The following is a 23,237-nucleotide window of genomic DNA, read 5'->3' on the forward strand; positions in this document are numbered from 1 at the left end:
AATAGACAATGAGCTTCGGTGCCTTGCACGTCGCGCGGACCGGTCTGGATGCCCAGGGCTTCCGGATGCAGGTGATCGCGAACAACCTCGCCAACGTGAACACCACGGGCTTCAAGCGCGACCGCGCCAATTTCGAAACGCTGGGCTATCAGATGATGACCCAGCCGGGTGCGCCCTCGTCGTCGGAAAACCGCTACGCGACCGGCCTCAACCTCGGCACCGGCGTCGAACTGGGTGGCACCGCGCGCATCGATACGCAGGGTTCGCTCAACGCCACGGGCAACGGGCTCGACATGGCGATCGAAGGCGCCGGCTTCTTTCAGGTGCTGCTGCCCGACGGCCGCACCGGCTATACCCGCGCCGGCAATTTCACCATGTCGGCCGATGGCACGATCGTCACGCCCGACGGCAAGCCGCTGCAGCCCAACATCCAGGTTCCTGAAGGCGCGACCGGCGTGTCGGTCGGAGCCGACGGCACCGTCTCGGCGACCGTTCCCGGCCAGGCCGAGGCAACCGAGCTCGGCCGCATCGAAATCGCGCGCTTCGTCAATCCGTCGGGCCTGCAGGCGATCGGCGACAATATGCTCGTCGAAACCGCCGCTTCGGGCGCACCGCAGGTCGGCGCTGCAGGCGAGGAGGGCCGCGGCATCCTGCGGTCGGGCATGCTCGAAGGATCGAACGTCAATGTCGTCGAGGAACTGGTCGACATGATCGAGACGCAGCGCGCCTACGAGGTCAATTCGAAGATGATCCAGGCCACCGACGAGATGATGAAAAATGCCACGCAAACGCTCTAAGGCCCTGCTCCTCGCATCGGCGCTGCTGCTGCCCTTCGGCATGCTGGCACCGGGCGCTGCGCAGGCGAAGGACAAGCTTGCACCCGACGCCTTTGCCGTCGCGATGCCCGTCGATCCCGCGCCGCCGCCGACGCCCAACGGTGCAATCTTCCAAGGGGGCTATACGCCGCTCACCTCGGGTGGCCGCGCCGGCCGGGTCGGCGACATCGTCACGATCCAGCTCGTCGAACGCACCGCGGCGACCAAGAGCAACAGCGCGACGACGCAGCGCGGCGGCAGCATCGGCCTGACCCCGCCATCGACCGGTCCCCTGTCGCTCTTTTCGCCCAGCGACATCGGCGCGAGCGGCGACCAGCAGTTCAAGGGCAAGGGCGATGCCGCCCAGTCGAACGCGCTGTCGGGCGAGATCAGCGTCACCGTCGCCGAAGTCTATCCCAACGGGATGATGCTGGTGCGCGGCGAAAAGCTGCTGACGCTCAATCGCGGCGACGAGCGCGTCCAGATCTCTGGCCTCGTGCGGCCGATCGACATCGGCCCCGACAACCGCGTCCTGTCGACCCGCGTCGCCAACGCGACGATCCGCTACGTCGGCAAGGGCGAGATCGCCCGCGCCAGCAAGCAGGGCTGGCTGCAGCGTTTCTTCTCGATCATCAGCCCCTTCTGAACGCCTTTTTAAAGGATAGTGCCGTGACCAAGCGTCCCACCCTTCTCGCCCTCTTCCTCCTGCTGATCGCGGGCTTCGCCTTCGCGGCGCCGGCGTCGGCCGAGCGGATCAAGGACATGGGCCAGTTCCAGGGCCTGCGCGCCAACCAGCTTACCGGCTATGGCATCGTCGTGGGCCTCGCCGGAACGGGCGACGACAGCCTCGATTATTCGACGCTAGGGATGAAGGGCGCGATGTCGCGCTTTGGCATGACGCTTCCTGCAGGGGTTAACCCGGCGCTCAAAAATGCGGCTGCGGTGATGGTCACCGCCGAACTTCCGCCCTTTTCCAAGCCTGGTCAACGGCTCGACATCACCGTGTCGGCGATCGGCAAGGCCAAGAGCCTGCGCGGCGGCACGCTGGTGCTTGCGCCGCTCTATGGCGCGGACGGACAGATTTACGCGATGGCGCAGGGCAACCTCGTCATCGGCGGTCTGGGGGTCGACGCCGCCGACGGTTCCAAGCTGACGGTCAATGTGCCGTCGAGCGGACGGATCGCCGGCGGCGCGACAGTCGAGCGCGCGGTCGATACGGGATTTGCCTATGGCGACCAGCTGACCTTCAACCTCCACCAGTTCGATGCGACCAACGCGCAGCGCGTAACCGATGCGATCAACCGTGCGGTCGGGCCGGGTGCGGCGACGATGCTCGATGGTGCGAGCATCTCGATTCGCGCCGGCGGCAGCGGCGACGATCGCATGCGCCTGATGTCCCGAATCGAGAATCTCGAGGTTATCCGCGCCGAACCGCCCGCCAGAGTCATTGTTAATGCGCGCACCGGAACGGTCGTTATCAACGGTGCGGTTCGGGTCGGCACCGCGGCGGTGACGCAGGGCAAGCTCTCCGTCTCGGTCAAGGAATCGCCCACGGTGGTGCAGCCTGCACCGTTCAGCCGCGGGGAAACGACGGTCGAACAGTCGAGCGAGATCGGCGTCGACCAGGAATATCGTCCGGTGATGATGGTGAAGCCCACCGCATCGCTTTCCGAGCTCGTCGATGCGATCAATCGCATGGGCGTTCCTCCCGGCGACCTTGTCGCCATCCTCGAGGCGCTGAGCCAGGCCGGCGCGCTCACTGCGGAACTGGTGATCATATGACGACACCTCTTTCTTCGATCGGCGCCCCCGCCGCCAGCGCCGCCCCCGGCGGGGCCGGCAGCGGCGACGGCGGACTGCGCAAGGCGGCCGAATCCTTCGAGGCAGTCATCCTGCGTCAACTCCTCTCGTCGATGCGGCAGGCCAAGCTGGGCGACGACATCTTCGGATCGAGTGCGACTGACAATTTCCGCGAAATGGCCGACGCCAAGACCGCGGACAGCATTGCCTCAATGCGCCAGTTCGGCATCGCCGACATGGTCGAGGCGCAGTTCCGCGCCCGGGTCGGAGGCGCGCAGTGAGCGACCTTCTCAACATCGGCGCCAGCGGCCTGCGCGCCTATTCGCGCGCGCTGTCGACGATCGGCGACAATATCGCCAACGCGCAGACGCCCGGCTATGCGCGGCGTACACTTGAACTGGTCGAGAATCAGGCGGCGAGCAACATGCCGCTCTATCGCAGTTCGATCAAGCCGGGCGGCGTGGCGATCCAGGGCGTGACGCGCTCGGTCGACCAGTGGCTCATTCAGGATTCGCGCATTTCGTCGGGCGACGCCGAGCGCTCGGCGACCAAACTCGACTGGATGAACAAGGTCGAGGCCGCAATGAGCGACGATTCGAACGGGATCGCGACCGGGCTGGGCAAGCTGTTCAACACTGCCGATCTGCTCACCGCCGATCCGTCGAACCCGACGCTGCGGGCGCAGTTTCTGCAATCGGTCGACGATGTCGCGTCGGGCTTCCGCACCGCGGCGGGCCAGCTTTCGAGCATGGCCGACGGGATTTCGAGCGCCGCGGCGGGCGAAGTCGATAGCTTCAACACCAATTTGAACGCCCTCGAACAGATCAACATCGGGCTGCGCAAGGCGCGCCCGGGATCGACCAACGAGGCATCGCTGCTCGACGAGCGCGACCGGTTGCTCGACGAGCTTTCGACGCAGGCCGGCGTCACCGCGAGTTTCGACAGCCATGGCGCGGTGACGCTGACCGCAACGGCGACCGGCGATACGCTGGTCGGCGGCGGCGTCGTGACGCCGATTTCGGTCAGCGCTGCGGCCGACGGCCGGCTGTCCTACAGTATCGGCGGATCGCCGTTCACGACCGCGACGGGCTCGCTCGCCGGACTGGCTGAGGCGGCGAACCATGTCGCTGACCAGCGCGCAGGGCTCGACACCATGTCGGCGCAGTTCGCGAACCAGGTCAATGCCGCGCACCAGGCGGGCGTCGATGCCAATGGCAATCCGGGCCAGCCGCTGTTCGCTGGCGTCGGCAGCGCTGCGACACTGGCCGCGGCGCCGTTGACGACCGCACAGGTCGCGGCGGCCGATGCGACGAGCAGCAACGGCAATATGCTTGCGATCGGCGGGATGCGCGGGTCGAACGATCCCGAAAGCGCCTGGGCGGCGCATATGGCGACGCAGGCGCAGGCGACCGCATCGGCGCGCGCGCAGGACGCCGCTGCGACGACCCGCCGCGACGCCGCCTCGGCGGCACGCAGCGCGGTCAGCGAAATCGATCTCGACCGCGAGGCGGCCGATCTGCTGCGTTTCCAGCAAGCCTATTCGGCGGCGGCGCGCACGATCCAGGTCGCGCGCGACACGATGCAGGCGCTGCTGAACGCGGTGTAGGCGAAGGATTTGGGGCCATGAGCCACAAGGGGCAGAACGATGATTAACGCCACCGGCAACCGCATGACGCGCGAGATCGCGCGCCAGTCAAAGCTCGCCGAACAGATCGAAAAGCTGCAGATCCAGGTTTCGACCGGCAAGCGGCTCCAGCGCATGTCCGACGATGTCGTGGCGTCGAAACGGATCGCGACGATCGGCAAGACCCAGGCGGCGATGGACACCTGGGCGACCAACATCAACACCGGCAAGGCGCTCGCTGCGCAGGCCGACGGTGTTCTGCAATCGACGAGCGATCTGCTCACCCGCGCTCGGGAACTCACGCTCAATGCGGCGAGCGACACCGCGAGTCCGGCGGATCGCGCGACGATCGCCGCGGAATTGAGCGCGATTGCCGACCAGATCGACGGGCTGGCCGCGACGCGCGATGCGAACGGCGAACCGCTTTTCGCAACCGGCAATGCGCGCGCAATGCGGTTCGATTCGGACACGGTATTCGCCCCGGTGCCATCTGCGGCCGATGCCCTGGCCGTCAGCGGGACGAGCCTGTCGACTTTCGTCCGCGATGCCGCGGCCGCGGTGGCGGCAGGCGACAAGACGGCGATGGGTGGGGCGATGACCGCTCTCGACACCGCAATCAACCACACCGCAGACCAGAACGCGGCCATAGGCCTCGCCGCCGGCCGCCTCGAGCGGATCGGCGACAGTCTTGCGGCGCGCGGCGTGACGCTGGCCGATGAACGCTCGTCGGTCGAGGATACCGATCTTTCGGTTGCGATCGCGCAGCTCAACGCTGCCGATCTGACGCTCGGCGCGGCGCAGGCGGCCTTTGCCAAGATCAACCGGCAGAGTTTGTTCGATCTTTTGAGCTGAGCGGCCTCAAGTTTCCGGCGCCGCTGCCGTTAAGCATAAGAGACGTCCCTGTTTAGGCGGACCCCGGGCGGGTCCGGATGGAGTTGAGCGCGCATGTTTCCCGTAATCGGCATCGTCGTACTGATCCTGCTGGTGTTCGGGGGTTTTGCGCTGACGGGCGGCAATCTTGGTCCCGTCATGCACGCGCTGCCGCACGAAATGCTCATCATCGGCGGCGCCGCAGTCGGATCGCTGATCATCGGCAATTCGGGCGCCGACCTGAAGGCGCTCGCCGGCGGGCTCGGCAAGGTGTTCAAGGGGCCGCAGTACAAGAAGCAGGATTATCTCGACGTCATCCTGCTCGTGTCCTCGCTGATGAAGATGATGCGCACCGAAGGCCCGGTCGCGGTCGAACCGCATATCGAAGACCCCAAAAGCTCCCCCATCTTCCAGCAATATCCCAGGCTGCTCAAGGACAGCACGCTCGTCCACCTGATCTGCGATACGTTGCGCCTGGTCGTCGTGTCGTCGGGAACGCTCGATCCGCACGCGGTCGAGGACGTGATGGACAATGCGGTGAAGAACCACCACCACCACGCGATGAAGCCGGCCGACGGCTTGCAGAATCTCGCCGACGCGCTCCCCGCGCTCGGCATCGTCGCGGCGGTGCTTGGCGTGGTGAAGACGATGGGCTCGATCGACAAGCCGCCGGAAATTCTGGGCGGAATGATCGGTTCGGCGCTCGTCGGCACCTTCCTCGGCGTGTTGCTCGCCTACGGGCTCGTCGGCCCGTTCGCGACGCGCGCGAAAAGCGTGATCGAAAGCGACGGCGCCATCTATCACACGGTGAAGCAGCTCATCATCGCATCGCTCCACGGCCACCCGCAGCCGCTCGTCATCGAAGCAGCGCGTTCGGGTGTCGAACATTCGAACCAGCCGAGCTTCGCCGAGGTCTTTGACGGAATGCGGGGCCGCTGATGGCCGCGCGTCCCAACACGCCGCCGCGGCCGATCATCGTCAAAAAGGTGATCGAGGGGGGGCATGGCGGCCACCATGGCGGTGCGTGGAAGGTCGCCTATGCCGACTTCGTGACCGCGATGATGGCCTTCTTCCTGCTCATGTGGCTGCTCGGCGCCACCACCGAAAAGCAGCGCAAGGCGCTTGCCGACTATTTCGCGCCGACGATCGTCCAGACCAAGCAGGAAAGCGCCGGGTCCAACGGCATGTTCGGCGGCGATTCGATCGTTTCGGCCGACAATTATCCGCATCGCGCCGGGCAGACGGGAACGCGGTCGATCACGATCCCGCGCGACGTTGTCGGCGGACCCAAAGAGGCTTCGGGCCGCGAACAGGAAACCAAGAAGTTCCAGCAGGTCGCGAAATCGCTCGCCGAGCGCGTCCAGCGCAAGGGTGATCTGCGCCGCCTCGCGCGCAACCTGCGCTTTACCCAGACCATCGACGGCATGCGCATCGACGTCGTCGACGATGCCGACTTCTCGATGTTCACGATGGGAACGAGCCAGCTCACCCCTGAAGGCGTGCGGCTGTTCCAGGAAGTGGCCGAGGCGATCGGGGGCGTGCCGAACCAGCTGATGATCCGCGGTCACACTGATGCGGCACCCTGGTCGGCAGGGGCGGGCACCAACAACTGGCGGCTGTCGGTCGACCGGGCGGAGGTGGTGCGCAACTATCTCCAGTTCCGCGGGATCGATTCAAACCGCTTCTCGCGCATTGAAGGGGTCGCCGATCGCGAACCCTATGTCCCGTCGAATCGCTTCGACCCGCGCAACCGGCGCATTTCGATCACGCTCGGCTGGGGCAGCGCGGCCAAATATTAGTGCCAGATTGGCAGTAAGATAAATCCTTAACAGCGCAATTCCGCCACCATTGCTACCATATTGGCAATAACGCTTTATTTTCAATGGGTTGTAATAGTCTGGATAATCTTTCGTTTACCATTTTCCTCAATCTCTCGGCTCATCGGAAAGGCGCCATGGGGGGCGCCATGGAGACGAAAATGACTGAGGTGGGGCAGAACAAGGGCAATAACGCAGCGCTCGAAGCGCTGATCATCGGCAACAGCCCGGCGGTCAGCCAGCTGCGCGAGATGATCCGCCGGGTGGCGCGATCGAACGCCTCGGTCATGCTGTGCGGTCCATCGGGATCGGGCAAGGAACTGGTTGCCCGCGCCATCCACGACGAAGGCGTCCGCGCTGGCAAGGCCTTCGCCGCAATCAACTGCGGTGCTATCCCCAGCGAACTCATCGAATCCGAACTTTTCGGTCACGAAAAGGGCTCGTTCACTGGCGCCACGGCGCGCCGTATCGGTCATTTCGAAGTCGCCAGCGGCGGTACGCTCTTCCTCGACGAAATCGGCGACATGCGCTTCGACATGCAGGTCAAGCTGCTCCGCGTGCTCGAGGAGCGCACCATCGTTCGCGTCGGCAGCAGCGAGGTCCGCCCGGTCGATGTCCGCGTCATTTCGGCCACGCACCAGGATCTGGGCGCGGCGATCGCCGAGGGCAAATTCCGCGAAGATCTTTTCTTCCGTCTGGGCGTCGTCGTCCTGCAGGTGCCGAGTCTCGCAAGCCGCGTCGAGGATATTCCCGCGCTGATCCGCCATTTCCAGCGCAAGATGCCGGCCGACGCCAAGTGCCGCTATGATGACGCTGCGATCGCGATGCTGATGCAGCATCGCTGGCCGGGCAATGTCCGCGAACTGCGTAACTTCGTCGAGCGTGCCAGCGTCCTGTTCGGCGGAGAAACGCTCGGCTGCGACGATGTCGCGATGCTTTTGAACCCCACCGCAGCGCTGGCACCGCGGCCGATCCTCCCCACGGGTACGGTCGCGGTACCAGCCGGCGGGCTGGACATCCCGGCGGCCGCCGGCGCGCAGGCGAAAAAGCCCGCGCCGGGTCAGCCGATCGACCTCAAGCGCGAGATCGAGACGATCGAACTGGAACAGATTCACGTCGCGCTCGACCTTGCCGACGGCATCATTTCGGAGGCTGCCCGCCTCCTGTCGCTCAAGCGCACGACGCTGATCGAAAAGATGCGCAAATATGGAGTTCAGCAGCAGGCCGCCTGAAAACTACCCCACCAGTTTCGGCGCCGCTGAATTCGGCACCGGTCGCACCCCACCCCAGTCGTCGCTTGTCCCCACTTATAGCGACGGCGCGGGCCGCGGCCGGTGCCGAACCCTTTTTTACCGATCGATAATGAAGAGACGACGCGGGCGCGTCAGCGAAGCTGGCGCCAAGCCTCGGCAATCGTACGGATGCCGTCGAGCACCTCGGCAAAACCGTCTTCGCGATTGGCGGCGATCGCCTCATCGAGCTTGCGGCGCATACTGCGATAGACGCGCGACAGCGCCGCGGCGACATCGCCGCCCGCGCTATGATCGAGATTGGCGTCGAGTCCGATCAGGATCGCGCGCGCGCGGTGCGCGGGGTCGGTGGCGGAGACGCGCTGTCCCTGCCGCGCCATCGATCCGAGCACGCCGACGGCCGTTTCGAGCTCGTCATAGAGCATGGCGACGAGCTCGACCGGGTCGGCGCCCTCGGCACGGCTTTCCTGCTGCAGCCGGCGGTAGGTGCCGGTGGCGCGGACGATCGAGGCGGTGGCAGGCACGGCGAAAACCCTTAGTTATTGCTGTTCTGGTTGTTCCACATCTGGATCTGCTGTTCCAGATAGGCCTGGGTCGCCTTGAAGGCTGCCAGCTTTGCGTCGAGCGTGCTGTATTTTTTCTCCAGCCGCGCGCGATAGGCGTCTTCGCGCTCGTTGACCTTGTCGAGCTGGTCGGCAAGATCCTTGCTCTTGGCATCGAGCGTCCTGGTGACGCGATCGATCACACCGCCTGTCCCCACGGCCTTGTCGCGCAGAGCGTCAAGCACACCGGCGATGCCCGGATCGCTGACGTCGGTATGCGCGCCATCGCGCGGCGGATTGAACAATGCTTCGACCGCGCCGGCGTCGGTCGTCAGGGCGGTTTCCAGCCGGGTTTGATCGACGGCAAGCAGACCGTCCTTGTTCGTGTAGATGCCGATGTCGGCGAGCGTCGTATAGGTGCCGCTGCTGGTCAGTGTTTGCGACATCATTCCGCGCAGCTGGCCCTCGAGCTCGCGCAGGCCGCGCGTGTCACCCGACATCGCGGCGGCATCGGTGATGCTCTTCTTGAGCTGGTTGTAGACGTCGACAAAATCCTTCACCGTCTGCCGGATCATATCGAGCGGGCGACTTGCCCCTACATCCACCTCCTGGCCTGGCGATGCCTTTTTAAGCGTGAGCGACATGCCGGGAATCACGTCGTCGACGATATTGGAACTGCGGCTATAGGCCACGCCGTCGATCGTGAATTGGGCATCGGTCGCCGATTGGCCCAGCGTCATGCCGCCGCCCGCACCATAGCCGAACGCCGCGAGCGCCGGATCGGCGCCCGCGTCGGCAGTCAGCGTGAAGCTGTTCGCCGCTCCCGTCGCGCCCTTGAGCACGATCCGGCTGCCGCCAGTGTCGGACACGATCGAGGCCGATACGCCGCTGCCGCTGGCGTTGATCGCTTTTGCCAGCCCTTCGAGGCTGTTGTTCGTGCCGTCGATTGTAATCACATGGTCGGTGCCGCCGACGCTGAGCGTCATCGTGCCGGTCCCGATCGCCGCCGTCTTGTCGGCGACCACCGCCGAATAGGCGGTCTGCGCCCGGGCAAGCTGGTCGACGACCACCGTCGCCGAGAAGCTGTCGGCGTTGATACCGGCGCGCGTCGTTGCCGAAATCACGCTTTCGTCCGAAACCGTCGGCGTACTGCGCAAGGTGCCGTCGGACACCATCTGCGCCAGCGAATCGGCAAAGCCTTCAAGGTTCGATCGCGCCTGCGATACGGCGCTGATCCGCGCCTGATTCTGCTGCGCCAGCGTCGAGAGCCGCGTAACCTTGGGCTCGCGCGAGGCAGCCGCAAGATCATCGACAAGCTTGGGAATGTCGATCCCCGACCCGGCGCCGAGCGAACTGGCAATGGAAGTGAGAGCCATGGCAAATATCCTTCGCTCTTCTTAACGGCCGCACGCGCGCGACATTAAGCGCGAAATCAGCCCTGCCGGCGCCCGTCGGGATCGAATTGGTGCGATACCGGAATCTCGACATCGGGCTGGCTGCGTCCTTCGGCAACCGCGCGTTCGAGCTGGAACACGAAGGCCAGGATCGTGGCGACCGCGATGAACAATTCTTCGGGGATCGTCCGCCCGGCGCGCACGGTGAAATAGATGGCGCGGGCGAGTTGCGGATATTCCAGGATCGGGATGTCGGCGCCGCGGGCAAGCTCGCGGATTGCCAGCGCGACATCGCCCCGCCCGCGGGCGACGACGACCGGCGCCGCATCGACGCCCGGGCGATAGCGCAGCGCGACCGAGAAATGCGTCGGGTTGGTGAGCACGACCGTCGCGTCGGTCACCGCCTTGCGTGCCGACCCGCTCAATATTTCATGCGCCCGCTGGCGCTGCGCCTGCTTGAGCTCGGGAGCGCCGTCCGACTGGCGCATCTCCTCTTTGACTTCCTGCTTGGTCATCATCAGCCGCCGGTTGCGCTGATACCATTGGGCGGGAACGTCGATCAGCGCGATCACCACCAGCCCGCCCGCCATAGCGAGCATCGAATGGCCGATGGCGCTGCCTGCGAGCCCGATCGCCGCATTGAGGTCGGTCGACGCCATGGTCATGATCGCGGGCAGATTGACCGCGATCAGCCAATAGCCGATCGTTCCCAGCAGCAGAACCTTGGCGATCGACTTGACCAGTTCGATCAACCCCTGCGGCCCGAAGATGCGCTTGAGGCCGTTCAGCGGATTGATGCGGTTACCCTTGAAATTGAGCGCCTTGCCGCGCCAGCCGAGCGAACCGAGCATCGCGGGCGCGGCGATCGCGGCGACGAAGGCGAGCGCGAACAGGCTGCCGAGCGGCAGCAGAATCTCGACCCCGTTGCGCATCACTGCTTCGCCCGGCGCAAAATGCGCGACATCGTCGGCGTTGAGCGTCAGGCCGCGTTTCATGAGGTCGCCCGCTGACTGAACGAGCCAGCCGCCCGCAGCAAAAAGCCAGCCGGCACCCGCGAGCATCATCAGCGCGGTCGCAAGTTCGCGCGACATCAGCACATCGCCCTCGCGTGCGGCATCGGCGCGCTTTTTCGGGGTTGGCTGTTCGGTTTTCTGGTCCTTGTCCGACTGTTCGGCCATCGTCAGCCCCCCGCGAGCAGGCGCGCCATGTCGAGCGCGTCGGAGAGGAAGCGGGCGATCGCCTCGGCCATTGCGGGGGTCGCGATGCCGAGCAGGATGACCCCGGCAAGCAGCGTCGCCGGCAGGCCGACGGCGAACAGGTTCATCGCCGGAGCCGAGCGCCCGATGACGCCCATCACCATCTGGACCATGATCAGCACGAAGCCGACAGGCAGGGCGATGGTCAGCCCCGCCGCGAACATCAGGCTGCCGAAGCGCAAGATGCCTTCGATCGCGCCATAGGAGGGAAAGGCGTTGCCCGGCGGCAGCGCATTATAGCTCTGCACGATGATCTCGATGAGCAGCAGATGGCCGTTCGCCGCCAAAAACAGCGCGGTGGCCAGCATCGAGAGGAACTGGCCGACCGCCGAGCTCATCTGTCCGCTCATCGGATCGACCATCGCCGCAAAGCCGAGGCCCATCGCGTTGCTGATCGCCTCGCCCGCGAGCAGTGCCGCGGCGAGACCCATTTGGAGCACGAAGCCGATCGCGAGGCCGATCACGACCTCGCCCGCGACGAGAAGCAGGCCGGTGAAGGACACGAGCCCTTCGGGCGGCAGATGGAGCCCCGACGCCGCGACCGCGGGAACGCCGACCGCGAGCGCGATAACGAGGCGCAGCTGCACCGGCACGTTGGTCGCCCCGAACACCGGCGCGGCCAAAAAGGCGGCGCCGGGGCGGATCATCCCCAGCATCCAGAGCTGGAGCATCGCCTCGATATTCGGGATATCGGCCGGGTTCATCGCGGCCCTATCGGACCAGATTGGGTATCTGGGCGAACAGGTCGCGGGTGAAATCGGTAAGCAGGACCAGGATACTGCTGCCGAAGATCGCCAGACAGATGGCGGTGATGATGAGCTTTGGTACGAAGCTGAGCGTCTGTTCGTTGATCGAGGTCGCCGCCTGGACCATGCCAAGCAGCACGCCGATGACGAGCACCGGAATCAGGATGGGCGCCGAGGCGAGCGCGAGAATCCAAAGCGCCTGCTGTGCGACACCGATGAAATAATCGGCCTCCATCGCCCTATGTCCCGAACGATGAGGCGAGCGACCCCATCGTCAGCGCCCAGCCGTCGACGAGGACGAAGAGCAGCAGCTTGAACGGCATCGATATGACCGTCGGCGACAGCATCATCATGCCGAGCGACATGAGCGCCGAGGCGACGATCAGGTCGATGACGAGAAAGGGCAGAAAGATCAGGAAGCCGATCTGGAAGGCGGTCTTGAGTTCGCTGGTGACGAAGGCGGGCAGCAGGATCGAAAAGGGGACGTCCTTCGGGCTCGCATATTCGGGCGCCTTGGCGATCTTGGCGAACATCATCAGGTCGGTCTTGCGCGTCTGCTTCATCATGAAGCCGTGGAGCGCGTCGCCCGACCGGACGACCGCCTCGCCGATGTCGATCTGTTCCTGACCATAAGGGGTGATCGCGACGCGGTTCACCTCGCTGAGCACCGGCTGCATCACGAATAGCGACAGGAAGAGGCTGAGCCCGACGAGTACCTGGTTGGGCGGCGTCTGTTGCAGGCCGAGTGCGTGGCGCAGGATCGACAGCACGATGATGATGCGGGTGAAGCTGGTCATCATCAGGAGCAGCGACGGCAGCACCGTCAGCAGGCTCATCAGCAGGAGGATCTGCAGCGACAGGCTCAATGGGCGGCCGTCGCCGCCGATTTCGCCGACCGCGCGGGTCAGTCCGTCCGCCGCCTGCGCATGCGCCGCGGGCGCCGCGGCGACGAACAGCGCGATGCCGCCGGCAACCGCCGCGCGGCGCAGCCAGCGGCTGCGCGCCGGGGCGGCGTCAGTCGACATGAAAATCGCCCTGGCTGTTGTCGGCAAGGCGCGTGATGCCGTTGCGCGACACCGCGATCAGAATCTGTTGCCCGGCAAATTCGACCACCGCGAGCTTCGACCCCGGACCGAGGGGGAGCACGCCGACAAGGTCGACCGGCCGATCCTGTTTCGCGCCGCCGCCCAGCGGCACGCCCATCTGGACGCGCTTCCACAGCCACAGGCTGCCCCAGGCCATGCCGCCGACGATCGGCAGCAGAATCAGCAGGCGCAGGATATATTCGAGCATCAGGCCCTCCGGTCGAAGCCGGCGATGCCGCGGTCGGGCGCGACGACTTCGGCGACCTGGATACCGTAGCGGCCCTCGACGCTGACGATCTCGCCCTTCGCGATCAGCGTGCCATTGGCATAGATGTCCAGCAGGTCGGTCGCCGCGCGGTCGAGTTCGATCACGCTGCCTTCGGTCATCGTGAGCAGCTCGGCGAGCGTCATCGACGTCGATCCGACCTCGACCGAGACACGCAGCGAAACGCCGGCGAGCAGGTCGAAATTGGGGGCGGCGGCAATCGTCTTGCCTTCGCGGCGGTCGCGCTGCGGCGCCGCGGGCGCGTCGCTGAGGTCAGTCATTGTCCGGTCCTTTTTCGATTTGATCGATCATGATGGCAGCGTTGCCATTGGCTTCGCCGATGCTGCCGAGCGCGAATTTACGTCCGGCGACGGTCACCGGCACCTGGCGCGGCATGGTGATGGGGATGATGTCGCCGACTTCGAGCGACAGAAGCTTGACGAGGCTGATCTCGGGACGCGCGAGCACCGAACGCACGGGCAGGCGGACGTCCTTGAGTGCCTTGTTGAGCGCGTTCGACCAGACGGGATCGGTCTGCGGCAGGTCGCGCATTTCGGGCACCGGTTCGGCGCCCGCGATACCGCGCAGCGCCGCCTGCGGATAAGCGCACATTACGGTCTTGCCATCGAAAGGCGCGCCGCGCAGCGTGAAGCGTTGGACGAGGAGTTCGTCGTCGGCGCGCACCGCGGCGAGCTTCGCGCTTTCGGTGGTGACGAAATCGAGTTCGGGATCGATCGGATGCTTGTCGCGCCACGCGGCAGCGAGCTGCAGCCCCATGTCGCGGCCGAGGCGCGCGGCAAAGCGCTCCTCGGCGTCGGTCAGATCCTCGCGCTCGCCCGCGGGCTGACCCTTGCCGCCGTAAAAGATGTCGACGAGCTGGAGGACAAGCGCGCGGCCGCCGGTGATCAGCACGGGCCCCTTGAGCGGCGGCGCGTGATAGCGCCAGAAAATCGCCGGTTCGACGACGGCGCACCAGTCGGCAAAGCGCATCGTTTCGGCGGGCGCGCGCTCGATCTGCACGAGCGGCGCGCCGAGCGCGCGCACCAGATCGCGCAGGCTGCGCGCGAACTGGTTGCTCACGGCATCGAGCAGCGGAAAGGCATAGCTGCCCTCCGACCGGCGGAGCAGCAGCGACGCCTGCGCGTCGGCCTCCTGCCGCGCCGCGGCGTCTGCGGCCGCTACGGGTTTGGCGTTTAGCGTCACTGAATCACCAAGCTTGTGAAATAGACATTGTCGATGCCACCGAACCCCTCCTTGTCGCGCAGTACTTGGTTAATCGCATTGGTCAACTGGCGTTGAAGCCGCTGTTTGCCCTGCGACGTCGAAAGCAGCGCCGGATCCTGTTCGGCAAGCGTCATCAGGACGGCCGACCGGATCGGCACCTCCTGCCGCTTGATGTTGGTGATCAGCTTGCCGTCATAATAGGTCGACAGGCTGATCCCGACCTGCAGAAAGCCCGATCCGTCGGCCAGATTGGTCGTGAAGGGCTGTTCGATCGGATAATAGGTGATTTCATATTTGCGGGGATCGACCTTGTAGTGATCGTTGGGAACGGAGACGGTGCCGACCTTCAGCGCCGGCGCGCCGCCACCTTCGCCGCCCTCGCCCGATGCCGCTTCTTCCTTTTCGCTGCGCACGACCAGCTTGGGGTAATTGTCCTGCGGCGTCGCCTTATGCTCGCCGAGGCCGCCACCCAGATAGATGCCCGCGCCCGCGCCGGCGCCGATCAGCGCGGTTCCCCCGACGCCGACCACCAGCAGCTTCTTCATCTTGCCGCCCTTCTTGGGCGCTGCTTCGGGGGCCTTGTCCTTGCTCATCTCGTCGGTTCCTTTCGATATCAGGCAAAGCGGCCGCGGCGGTTCGCGGCGCTGTCTTCATCGCGCGCGTCGGCGCGATCATTGGCGGTTTCGATCAAATGGCTCGCGTCGGGCGCAGCGCCGCGTCCCTGGTTCTGGCCTTGTCCCTGACCCTGGGCGAGCGACGGGCGCCCGGCCTGATCGGGGGTGCAGGTCACTTCGGCACCGGCAACGCGGATACCCTGCTGGCGGAGATCCTCTACCAGTCTCGGCTGTGCGGCGGCGACGATCGCAGCGGTGCTTTCATGCTGGGTGTCGAGCTTCATCGACACGCCGTCGCCGTCGAGTTGCATCGCGACGTCGAGCCGGCCGAGGTGGCGCGGCATCAGGCGGAAGCTGAGGTCGCCCTTGTCCGATTTGGTCGCGGCGATATCGGCGGCGAGCTGCGCGATCCAGCGATCATCGCTCGTCAAGTCGAGCGTGCGTTCGGCGAGCGGCGCCGCTTGCGCCGGGGCGCCGATGCTTGTGGCGCCGGGCGCTGCGGGCTGATTGAACAGCACGGTCATGGAAGCGCCGGCTTCGGCACGGATCGGCTTGGCCGCGGGTTCGGCGGCGGGCGCCGGCGTAGCGGTGGCGCTCTCGGCCTTCGCAAGCGTTACTGCGGGTGCGGTGGGTGCGTCGCGGCCTTGCGGAACGGTTGGGGCGAGCGCAGCCTTGGCGGCCTTCGCGGGCTTGTCCGCAACCGGCGCGGAGGTTTCGGGCGCCACGCAATTCGCAGCGGCAGGCGCCGGATTGACGGGCAGCGGCGCGGCGGGAGGCGTCGTCTCCGTAGTCGTGGCAGCGTCAGCCGCAGGCGCGCCATCGGTCGCTTCGGCATCGGCATCGCCCGTGCCCGCCTTCGCCGGATCGGTGGCGGATGGCTTGGCGGGTTTGCCGGTCAGGGCGGCGAGCAGGGTGGCGGCGTGGGCCGCAGCATCCTGCGGATCGGGTTGCGGAACGTCCGGGCCGGCACGCTTGGGCGCGGCCTTGGGCGACGTTTCGGGCGGGATCGCGGGCGCCGCTTCGGTATCGGCGGCGGGTGCCGTCTTGGCCTCGGTAGCGGGCTTTTTGCCGCCGACGATGGCGGCAAAATCGGGCGTCACGACGTGCGGCGTCTCTGCGGCAGGGGTGCCGTCGGGGTTGGTGGCCGTAGCCGGCAGAGCATCCGCTGTCGGCGCCGCTGCGCCCGCCGCCTCGGCCCCCACGAGCGCGATCACGCTCGCGGTCGTCGCCTTCGCCTGAGTATCGCCGGTCGTGCCGATCGTCGCGGTACCGGGAAGCGCGGCGAGGAGCTGGCTGAAGCCGCCGTCCTCGCCCGCGCCGCTGGCGGACGCCTGGCCGATATTGGACAGAAAGGCCGCGAAGCCGGGCTGGCTCGCGCTCTGGGGCAGGCCGGGCATCATTCCGGGCCGCCTTCGACCAGGCGCAGGCTCATCGTGCGGCGGCGGTGCGGGCGGTTCGCGTCGGCGCGGCGTTCCATCTCGACCTCGGCCGACTTGCGGCTGCGTTCATAGAGGCGCACCGCCGATTCTTCCTTCATCAGCGCGCTCTGCGCGAGCACGCCCATTTCGTCGCGGCGGGCGCTGGCGTTGACCAGCGGCGTCGCAAGATTTTCCTTCGCCATGTCGAGCCGCATGCCGAGCTCGCCGACCGTATTGAGTGCACGGCCCGCGACGACGCCCCGGGCGACTGCAAGGTCGGCGCGCAGCGCCTCGAGCCGGCGCGACAGCTCGACGAGGCTTGCAAGCTCGCCATTGGCGCGCGCCAGATTGGCCTCCGCCATCTGATGTTCGACGGTGCGCACGCGAATGATACGTTTGCGGCGTGCGGTGCGAGCGGTCATGCAGAATATCCTTCGATGAGTGACTGGCGTGCGGTCTGGAAGTCGACCTGGGCGCCGGCGGGCTGGGTAACGAATGCAAGCTGGTCGGCGCGCCGCGCGATTGCGGTGTCGAGCACCGGATCGGTGCCGGCGACATAAGCGCCCATCAGCATCAGGTCGCGATTCTCTTCATAGGCAGACCAGAGCTGGCGGAAGCGCGCGGCGGCGGCGGCGTGATCGGCATCGACCGAATCGGCCATGGTTCGCGACAGCGACCGGGCGATGTCGATCGCGGGATAGACGCCCTGTTCGGCAAGCTGGCGCGAGAGGATGATATGCCCGTCGACGATCGCGCGCGCCGAATCGACGACCGGATCCTCGATGTCGCCGCCATCGGCGAGCACGGTGTAGAGCGCGGTGATGGACCCGCCGGTGACGCGGTCGTTGCCGGCGCGTTCGACGAGCGAGGGGATGAGCGCGAAGGTAGAGGGCGGATAGCCCTTCATCGTCGGCGGTTCGCCCAGCGTCAGCCCGATCTCGCGTTGCGCGTGCGCGACGCGCGTCAGGCTGTCGATCAGCAACAGCACCTTTTTGCCGTCCTGACGAAAGGCTTCGGCGATCGCGGTCGCGCGCATCGCGGCGCGCAGGCGGAGCAGCGGCGGATGGTCGGCGGGAACCGCGACGACCACCGATTTCTTGCGGACGGCGGGCGGCAGCTTGGTTTCGACGAAGTCGCTGACTTCGCGGCTGCGCTCGCCGATCAGGCCGACGACGATCACGTCGCATTCGGTGCCTGCGATCATCTGGCCCATCAGCACCGATTTGCCGACGCCCGAACCCGCGATGATCGCGACGCGCTGGCCTTCGCCGACGGTGAGCAGGCCGTTGATCGCGCGCACGCCCATGTTGAGCGGTTTGGTCACCCGGCCGCGGCGCAGTGGATTGACCTTGCGGCCCGCGAGCGGCCACTGGAACTGCGACTTGACCGGCGGGCGGCCGTCGAGCGGATTGCCCTGCGCGTCGATGATGCGGCCAAGCAGCGCCTTGCCGACGGTCACCATGCTCGACGCGCCATGCGGCTCGACCGGCGCGCCGGTGACGAGCGGCATGTTGGTGTCGAAGGGCAGCACGAGACTGCGGTGCCCGCGGAAACCCACGACCTCGCCGTTCACATATTCGTTGTTCGCCGACTTGATGCGGACATTGCTGCCGAGCGGCTGGGGAAAGCCCGACACTTCGAGCATGATGCCTTCGTGCGCGACGAGCGTGCCGATGCGGCGCGGCGATGCGTCACTGAGGTCGACGGGGTCGAGCAACTGGCGGGCGGACATGGCGAGGCGGCGCGTCATGCGGCGCCGCCCTGGCTGCCGAGTGCGGCACGCAGCTCGTCGAGGTAGACCGCGCGGCCATGTTCGATCCAGCCGGCCGAGGTTTCGACACGGACGGTGCCGCGCGCCATCGACGGATCGCTTTCGATCGGCAGCGCGATCGGCGCGTCGACGAGCAGCACTGCGTCGGCGGGATTGACCCACAGGGTGCGCGCCTTGTCGGCTTCGGCGACCAGCGCGGCGGCGGTTTCGGCCTGCGCGCGCAGCCAGTCGGCCTCGATCGGCGCCGCCTCGACGATCTGGCGGACGAGCCGCTCGACCGTTTCGGCGATCAGCTGCGCGAGTTCCTCGCTGGGTTCGTCCTGCAGCGCTTCGGCGGCGGCAACCATCGCGAGCAATTGCTGGCGTTCGACCGCAAAGGCGGCTTCGGCCAGGCGCTGGCCTTCGGCAAGCCCGCGCGAAAAGGGGTCGTCGGCGGGTTCGGCCGCCACTTCGGGGGCCGGCGCTGGCGGAGCGCTGCGCGGCTGGCCGAACTGCAGCGGGCGAAAGCCGCCGTCGCGCGCCATCGCATGCGCCAGTGCGGCGACGGTCGATTCGGACGCGAGATCAGACATAATCGTCGCCCCCGCCTGCGAGCATGATTTCGCCCGATGCCGCCATCTGGCGGACGATCTGCATGATCGACTTCTGCGCTTCGTCGACGTCGGTGCGCTTGACCATCGTCATTTCGGCCATTTCGTCGCGGATCGTTTCCGATGCGCGCTGCGACATCGTCGATAGGCACAGATCGACCATGTCGGCGTCGGTGCCCTTGAGCGCGACCGCGAGGATCGCTGCATCGACCGAGCGCAGCACGGTGCCGATGCTCTTCTTGTCGAGCTCGCGCAGATTTTCGAAGATGAACATCTCTTCCTCGATCGCCTGTGCGAGCAGCTTGTCCTGCTTCTTGAGCGCGCGGATCGTGCGTTCGGACAGCGACTTGGGCATTTTCTTCATGATCTTCGCGACGTCGCTCGGGCCGCCGATCGGCTGCTTGGCGACGCGCTGGCCGCCGACATTGGCGGAAGCGAGCACCGATTCCAGATCCTCGATCGCGGCGGCCGGGACGGTGGTGAGCTGCGCCGCGCGCAGCACCAGATCGGCCTGCAGCACCTCGTCGAGCGTTTCGATGGCGCGCGCGGCGACGTCGGGGATCAACACCGACAGGATCAGCGCGCCGACCTGCGGATGTTCGCTGGCGAGCAGCGCGCTGATCGCCTCGACATCCATCCAGCGCAGCATCTCGAGCGACGCGGCGCTCGACTGCGGCGCGACGGCGGCCAGGATATTGTCGGCGCGGACATTGCCTACCGCCTGATTGATGACGGTGCGGATACGCGTTTCGGCGCCGATGGCGAGCGCGCTGACGTCGCGGCTGCGCACGACGAACTGGTCGAGCGCCTGTTCGATCTGGGTTTCGCTGGCGTTGGCGGCGTCGAACATGCCCTTGGCAAGCAGGCGCACCTCATCGGGATCGAGATGCTTGAGGATGGTGGCGGCGTCGCCTTCCTCGAGCAGCATCAGCAGGATCGCGGCGGCGGCCGATCCTTCGATGGCGGGGCGCAGGCCGACCGCGGGTGCGATCTCGCCGGCGACGTCGGTGTCGTCAGCCATGGGTGCCCTCCTGCATCAGCTGGCGCACGACGAGCGCGGCGCGCGCCGAGTCCTGGCGGACGAAGGCGCGGACCAGATTGGCGCGCGCTTCATAGCTTGGCGCGGCCTCGATCATCTCGAGCGTGATTGCGCTGTCGCCACGCGGCGCGTCGAGCGCGGCGCGGCTTTCGGTGGCGGTGAGCAGCGACTGTTCGATTTCGGCATCGCGTTCGGCGCGAGCGGCGGCGCGCTGTTTGGCCGACTTGATCATCGGACGGCCGATGAACAGAAAGGCGAGCAGCGCGGCGAGCACGGCGCCGATCTGCTTGGCGAGCGGCATGAACCACGGCTGGTCATAGAAGGCGGGAGCGACATCGTCGACCTTCGCAAAGGGGCGCTGGCTGATCGCGACGACGTCGCCGCGCGTCTGATCGTATCCGACCGCGCCCTTCACCAGCCCCTCGATCTTCGCGAGGTCGGCCTGGGTCAGCGCCTTCTGGCCCTGGTTCAGCGCGACGGCGATCGACAGGCGCCTCAGGCGGCCCTGCGGCTGGTGCGTAACCGAGATTTCGCGGCCGACCTCATAGGCGCGGGCCGAATTTTCGTTGCTCTGCGTGTCGGTGGTCGGCGCGCCGGCGGGCGTCGGCGCGGGGGCATTGTTCGTCACCGTAGTCGCCTGCGGCGGCTGGTTCGACAGCGCGCCGGGGATGCCCACGGCGGGCGGCGTGCTCTGGCCGCTGACGACCCGGCTCACCTGTTCGGTGCGCAGCGCGCGGTCGTTTTCGGGGAAGCTTTCGCGCGTCGCCTGGCTTTCCGACATGTCGACGTCGGCGTGGACCTCGACCGAATAATTGCCCGAGCCGAGCATCGGACCGAGCAGCGTTTCGAGCGCGCGGCGGAAGCGATCCTCCATCTGCATCTGGAGCTGGAAGCTCTTCATGTCGCCGCTGCTGGCGCCGTCGGAGAGCAGCGCGCCGCGCTGGTCGATCACTTGGACCTCGTCGGCGTTCATGCCGGGAACCGAGGAGGCGACGAGGAAACGGATCCCCTGAACCTGCGCGTCGCTGAGGTTGCGGCCGTTCTGCAACGTCAGCATCACCGACGCGGTTGCGGGCTTGTCGTCGCGGACGAACAGGCTGGGTTCGGCGGCGGCGATGTGGACGCGCGCGGTCTTGACCGCGTCGATCGTCTCGATCGTACGCGACAGGTCGGCTTCGCGCGCCGAGCGCAGCGTTTCGCCTTCGATCGCGCGGCTCGACCCCATCGGGAGCGAGGCGATCAGGCTGTCGCCGCTCGGCTGCGCCTTGGGCAATCCCTGCCCGGCGAGCGCGATGCGCGCCTGATACAGCTTGTCGGCATCGACGGTCAGTGCGCCGGTCGTCGGATCGATGGTGTGGCCGATCCCCTGCGACTGGAGCGCATCGGCGACGGCGGCCTTGTCGCTGTCGTCGAGCCCGGCGAAGAGCTGCGCCTGCGGCGCCGACTGGGTCATGAAATAGGCGAGCGCGGCCAGGCCGATCGCGGTCGTCGTGGCGATCGCGGGCAGCGCGCGCTGGACGGCGGGCTGGCGGACGAACTGCTGGACCGGCGCAAAGCGGCCGCCCATCGCAGGGAGGGGCAGCCGGTTCGTATCGGCAACGGGGGCGAGGAGTTGAGCTTCGGCCATGGATTACACCGGCATGTTCATGATGTCGCGATAGGCGGACAGCAGCTTGTTGCGGACCTGCAACGTGGTTTCGAAGCCGAGCGAGGCCTTCTGGCGTTCGATCATCACGCTGACGATGTCGTGCGTGTCGCCGCGTTCATAGGCTTCGCTGAGGTCGCTTGCCTTCGCCTGCTGGGTATTGACCTGCTGCAGTGCGCTGGCGATCGCCGATCCGAAATCGGGTGCCGCACCGGCACCTGCGGCGCCGCCCGCAGCCGCGCCGCCGGCGGCGCGCTGCAGCGCCTGGTTCTGATTGAGAATCGAACTGCGCATTTGCAGCAGTCGGCTCTGGTCAATCGTGCTCATAAGCTTTCATCCGTCCTGGTGCGCGGCGGTTCGCCGCACGCACAAAGAGTAATGCAAAGCTCGTGCCAAAAATTCTTTTCGTTGAAAAACAGCTATTTGATAGAGTGATCCTATCGCCGCCTGCGCTCCGCGGCGTTTTTTTGACGCGCCGGCTTAATCCGCCGCCGCCGCCGCCGTTACAGCTTTCGTGACCGCTCGCTGAGCCCTCACACCACGGGAATGGCCAAGGGGCCGGAAAGGAACATTATGACTGTCATCAACACCAATGTGAGCGCGCTTCGCGCCCAGAACAGCTCGCGTGTTGCCAATCGCATGCAGTCGCAGGCTATGGAACGTCTGTCGAGCGGCAAGCGCATCAACAGCGCCAAGGACGACGCCGCCGGCCTCGCCGTCGCAACTCGCATGCAGGCTGCCTCGCGCGGCTTCACCCAAGCGATCCGCAATGCCAACGACGGCATTTCGCTGGCGCAGACCGCCGACAGCGCTGCGGGCAGCGTTTCGGACATCCTGGTTCGTATGCGCGACCTGGCGATGCAGGCTTCGACCGGCACTCTCAGCGATGCCGACCGCGGTCTGGTGCAGAAGGAAGTTACCGCACTGATCTCGCAGATCGGCGACATCGTCGGCCAGACGACGTTCAACGGCAACAAACTGCTCGACGGCAGCGTCACCGCAGGCTTCGATATCCAGACCGGCATCAACACCGGTGAAAACGTGAACATCACGATCGGCAAGCTTGATGCGACGACGCTGGGCGTCAACGCGCTTTCGGTTGCCACGGCTTCCGGCGCGACCGGTGCACTGGCGACGCTCGACACCGCGATCACCACGGTCGCCGGCGAACGCGCCAACCTCGGTGCGCAGCAGAACCGTCTTGAAGCGGCTGTCGATAATTTGACGTCGCGTGTCACCAATCTGGACGAATCGCGCTCGCGGATCGAAGATGCCGACTTCTCGGCTGAATCGACGAAGCTGGCGGCGGCGCAGATCCTGTCGCAGGCTTCGACCGCGATGCTCGCCCAGGCGAACCAGAGCGCCCAGGGTGTGATGAACCTGCTGCGCTAAGCGCGGAACATCGCAAACATCTCAGGCTATATTTGGTTGGTCCCTTTAATAGCCTGATCGGATGCCCCGGCTCCCCACAG

The 23,237-nt window shown here is 66.3% G+C and carries 27 protein-coding genes; 10 read left to right on the plus strand and 17 right to left on the minus strand.

The window, feature by feature from the left end; translation table 11 throughout:
• Nucleotides 1–8: 8 nt before the first annotated feature.
• The 9 genes from flgG to P1IM2_RS13770 all read left to right on the plus strand — a co-directional run bounded on the left by flgG (nucleotide 9) and on the right by P1IM2_RS13770 (nucleotide 8,158).
• Nucleotides 9–797, plus strand: a complete 789-nt coding sequence (gene flgG / locus P1IM2_RS13730; protein ID WP_062901624.1) for a flagellar basal-body rod protein FlgG — start codon at nucleotides 9–11, stop codon at nucleotides 795–797.
• Nucleotides 778–1,461, plus strand: coding sequence for a flagellar basal body L-ring protein FlgH (locus P1IM2_RS13735; RefSeq protein WP_186402823.1), 684 nt, complete (start codon nucleotides 778–780; stop codon nucleotides 1,459–1,461). Before flgG ends, P1IM2_RS13735 begins: the two co-directional genes overlap by 20 nt.
• Before the next feature lie 23 nt (nucleotides 1,462–1,484).
• Entirely contained in the window at nucleotides 1,485–2,597 is a 1,113-nt protein-coding gene (locus P1IM2_RS13740) for a flagellar basal body P-ring protein FlgI (protein ID WP_062901626.1), read from the plus strand.
• Complete coding sequence (locus P1IM2_RS13745) at nucleotides 2,594–2,896, plus strand: rod-binding protein (protein ID WP_186402824.1); 303 nt, start codon at nucleotides 2,594–2,596, stop codon at nucleotides 2,894–2,896. The genes P1IM2_RS13740 and P1IM2_RS13745 overlap by 4 nt, the downstream gene beginning before the upstream one ends.
• Complete coding sequence (flgK, locus tag P1IM2_RS13750; RefSeq protein WP_062766134.1) at nucleotides 2,893–4,221, plus strand: flagellar hook-associated protein FlgK; 1,329 nt, start codon at nucleotides 2,893–2,895, stop codon at nucleotides 4,219–4,221. Before P1IM2_RS13745 ends, flgK begins: the two co-directional genes overlap by 4 nt.
• A 39-nt stretch (nucleotides 4,222–4,260) precedes the next feature.
• A complete protein-coding gene (locus P1IM2_RS13755) occupies nucleotides 4,261–5,091 on the plus strand; it encodes a flagellin (RefSeq protein WP_186402825.1) in 831 nt (276 codons plus the stop codon).
• Nucleotides 5,092–5,184: 93 nt separating this feature from the next.
• A complete protein-coding gene (gene motA / locus P1IM2_RS13760; protein WP_003041465.1) occupies nucleotides 5,185–6,048 on the plus strand; it encodes a flagellar motor stator protein MotA in 864 nt (287 codons plus the stop codon).
• Nucleotides 6,048–6,908: a flagellar motor protein MotB gene (locus P1IM2_RS13765; protein ID WP_062901628.1), complete on the plus strand. Its 861-nt coding sequence runs from the start codon at nucleotides 6,048–6,050 to the stop codon at nucleotides 6,906–6,908. Before motA ends, P1IM2_RS13765 begins: the two co-directional genes overlap by 1 nt.
• Nucleotides 6,909–7,087: 179 nt before the next feature.
• Nucleotides 7,088–8,158 (plus strand): sigma-54 interaction domain-containing protein, encoded by a 1,071-nt coding sequence (locus P1IM2_RS13770; RefSeq protein WP_120694154.1) that lies wholly within the window; start codon nucleotides 7,088–7,090, stop codon nucleotides 8,156–8,158.
• 152 nt (nucleotides 8,159–8,310) lie between these two features.
• On the opposite strand, the gene fliS is transcribed toward P1IM2_RS13770, so the two are convergent.
• The 17 genes from fliS to fliE are packed head-to-tail and all read right to left on the minus strand — an operon-like array spanning nucleotide 8,311 to nucleotide 22,092.
• Entirely contained in the window at nucleotides 8,311–8,700 is a 390-nt protein-coding gene (gene fliS / locus P1IM2_RS13775; protein ID WP_062766132.1) for a flagellar export chaperone FliS, read from the minus strand.
• Between the two features lie 11 nt (nucleotides 8,701–8,711).
• Complete coding sequence (fliD, locus tag P1IM2_RS13780; protein ID WP_186402826.1) at nucleotides 8,712–10,094, minus strand: flagellar filament capping protein FliD; 1,383 nt, start codon at nucleotides 10,092–10,094, stop codon at nucleotides 8,712–8,714.
• 56 nt (nucleotides 10,095–10,150) lie between these two features.
• Nucleotides 10,151–11,290, minus strand: a complete 1,140-nt coding sequence (flhB, locus tag P1IM2_RS13785; protein WP_062901630.1) for a flagellar type III secretion system protein FlhB — start codon at nucleotides 11,288–11,290, stop codon at nucleotides 10,151–10,153.
• 2 nt (nucleotides 11,291–11,292) lie between these two features.
• Entirely contained in the window at nucleotides 11,293–12,072 is a 780-nt protein-coding gene (fliR, locus tag P1IM2_RS13790; protein WP_003041447.1) for a flagellar biosynthetic protein FliR, read from the minus strand.
• 7 nt (nucleotides 12,073–12,079) lie between these two features.
• A complete protein-coding gene (locus P1IM2_RS13795) occupies nucleotides 12,080–12,349 on the minus strand; it encodes a flagellar biosynthetic protein FliQ (protein ID WP_058812234.1) in 270 nt (89 codons plus the stop codon).
• A 4-nt stretch (nucleotides 12,350–12,353) separates the two neighbouring features.
• On the minus strand, nucleotides 12,354–13,139 hold the full coding sequence (gene fliP / locus P1IM2_RS13800) for a flagellar type III secretion system pore protein FliP (RefSeq protein ID WP_062766124.1): 786 nt from the start codon (nucleotides 13,137–13,139) through the stop codon (nucleotides 12,354–12,356).
• Entirely contained in the window at nucleotides 13,129–13,407 is a 279-nt protein-coding gene (locus P1IM2_RS13805; protein WP_003041439.1) for a flagellar biosynthetic protein FliO, read from the minus strand. Before P1IM2_RS13805 ends, fliP begins: the two co-directional genes overlap by 11 nt.
• Nucleotides 13,407–13,745: a flagellar motor switch protein FliN gene (gene fliN, locus P1IM2_RS13810; RefSeq protein ID WP_003041437.1), complete on the minus strand. Its 339-nt coding sequence runs from the start codon at nucleotides 13,743–13,745 to the stop codon at nucleotides 13,407–13,409. The genes P1IM2_RS13805 and fliN overlap by 1 nt, the downstream gene beginning before the upstream one ends.
• Nucleotides 13,738–14,667: a flagellar motor switch protein FliM gene (locus tag P1IM2_RS13815; RefSeq protein ID WP_003041435.1), complete on the minus strand. Its 930-nt coding sequence runs from the start codon at nucleotides 14,665–14,667 to the stop codon at nucleotides 13,738–13,740. Before P1IM2_RS13815 ends, fliN begins: the two co-directional genes overlap by 8 nt.
• Nucleotides 14,664–15,281, minus strand: coding sequence for a flagellar basal body-associated protein FliL (gene fliL, locus P1IM2_RS13820; RefSeq protein ID WP_003041433.1), 618 nt, complete (start codon nucleotides 15,279–15,281; stop codon nucleotides 14,664–14,666). The genes P1IM2_RS13815 and fliL overlap by 4 nt, the downstream gene beginning before the upstream one ends.
• Before the next feature lie 20 nt (nucleotides 15,282–15,301).
• A complete protein-coding gene (locus tag P1IM2_RS13825) occupies nucleotides 15,302–16,702 on the minus strand; it encodes a flagellar hook-length control protein FliK (protein ID WP_186402827.1) in 1,401 nt (466 codons plus the stop codon).
• Nucleotides 16,699–17,142 (minus strand): hypothetical protein, encoded by a 444-nt coding sequence (locus P1IM2_RS13830; RefSeq protein WP_186402828.1) that lies wholly within the window; start codon nucleotides 17,140–17,142, stop codon nucleotides 16,699–16,701. Before P1IM2_RS13830 ends, P1IM2_RS13825 begins: the two co-directional genes overlap by 4 nt.
• On the minus strand, nucleotides 17,139–18,470 hold the full coding sequence (locus P1IM2_RS13835; protein WP_186402829.1) for a FliI/YscN family ATPase: 1,332 nt from the start codon (nucleotides 18,468–18,470) through the stop codon (nucleotides 17,139–17,141). The genes P1IM2_RS13830 and P1IM2_RS13835 overlap by 4 nt, the downstream gene beginning before the upstream one ends.
• Nucleotides 18,467–19,063 (minus strand): FliH/SctL family protein, encoded by a 597-nt coding sequence (locus P1IM2_RS13840; protein ID WP_186402830.1) that lies wholly within the window; start codon nucleotides 19,061–19,063, stop codon nucleotides 18,467–18,469. Before P1IM2_RS13840 ends, P1IM2_RS13835 begins: the two co-directional genes overlap by 4 nt.
• On the minus strand, nucleotides 19,056–20,102 hold the full coding sequence (locus P1IM2_RS13845) for a flagellar motor switch protein FliG (RefSeq protein ID WP_062901637.1): 1,047 nt from the start codon (nucleotides 20,100–20,102) through the stop codon (nucleotides 19,056–19,058). The genes P1IM2_RS13840 and P1IM2_RS13845 overlap by 8 nt, the downstream gene beginning before the upstream one ends.
• Nucleotides 20,095–21,747, minus strand: a complete 1,653-nt coding sequence (gene fliF, locus P1IM2_RS13850; protein ID WP_186402831.1) for a flagellar basal-body MS-ring/collar protein FliF — start codon at nucleotides 21,745–21,747, stop codon at nucleotides 20,095–20,097. Before fliF ends, P1IM2_RS13845 begins: the two co-directional genes overlap by 8 nt.
• A 3-nt stretch (nucleotides 21,748–21,750) precedes the next feature.
• A complete protein-coding gene (gene fliE, locus P1IM2_RS13855; protein WP_003041419.1) occupies nucleotides 21,751–22,092 on the minus strand; it encodes a flagellar hook-basal body complex protein FliE in 342 nt (113 codons plus the stop codon).
• A 246-nt stretch (nucleotides 22,093–22,338) separates the two neighbouring features.
• Here fliE and P1IM2_RS13860 point away from each other — a divergent pair, with 246 nt between their 5' ends.
• Nucleotides 22,339–23,157 carry a flagellin gene (locus P1IM2_RS13860; protein ID WP_003041418.1) on the plus strand — a complete coding sequence of 273 codons (819 nt, stop codon included), beginning with the start codon at nucleotides 22,339–22,341 and terminating at the stop codon, nucleotides 23,155–23,157.
• Nucleotides 23,158–23,237 lie beyond the last annotated feature (80 nt).

Source organism: Sphingopyxis sp. P1IMeth2 (assembly GCF_900185685.1).
Taxonomy (GTDB): Bacteria; Pseudomonadota; Alphaproteobacteria; order Sphingomonadales; family Sphingomonadaceae; genus Sphingopyxis; species Sphingopyxis terrae_A.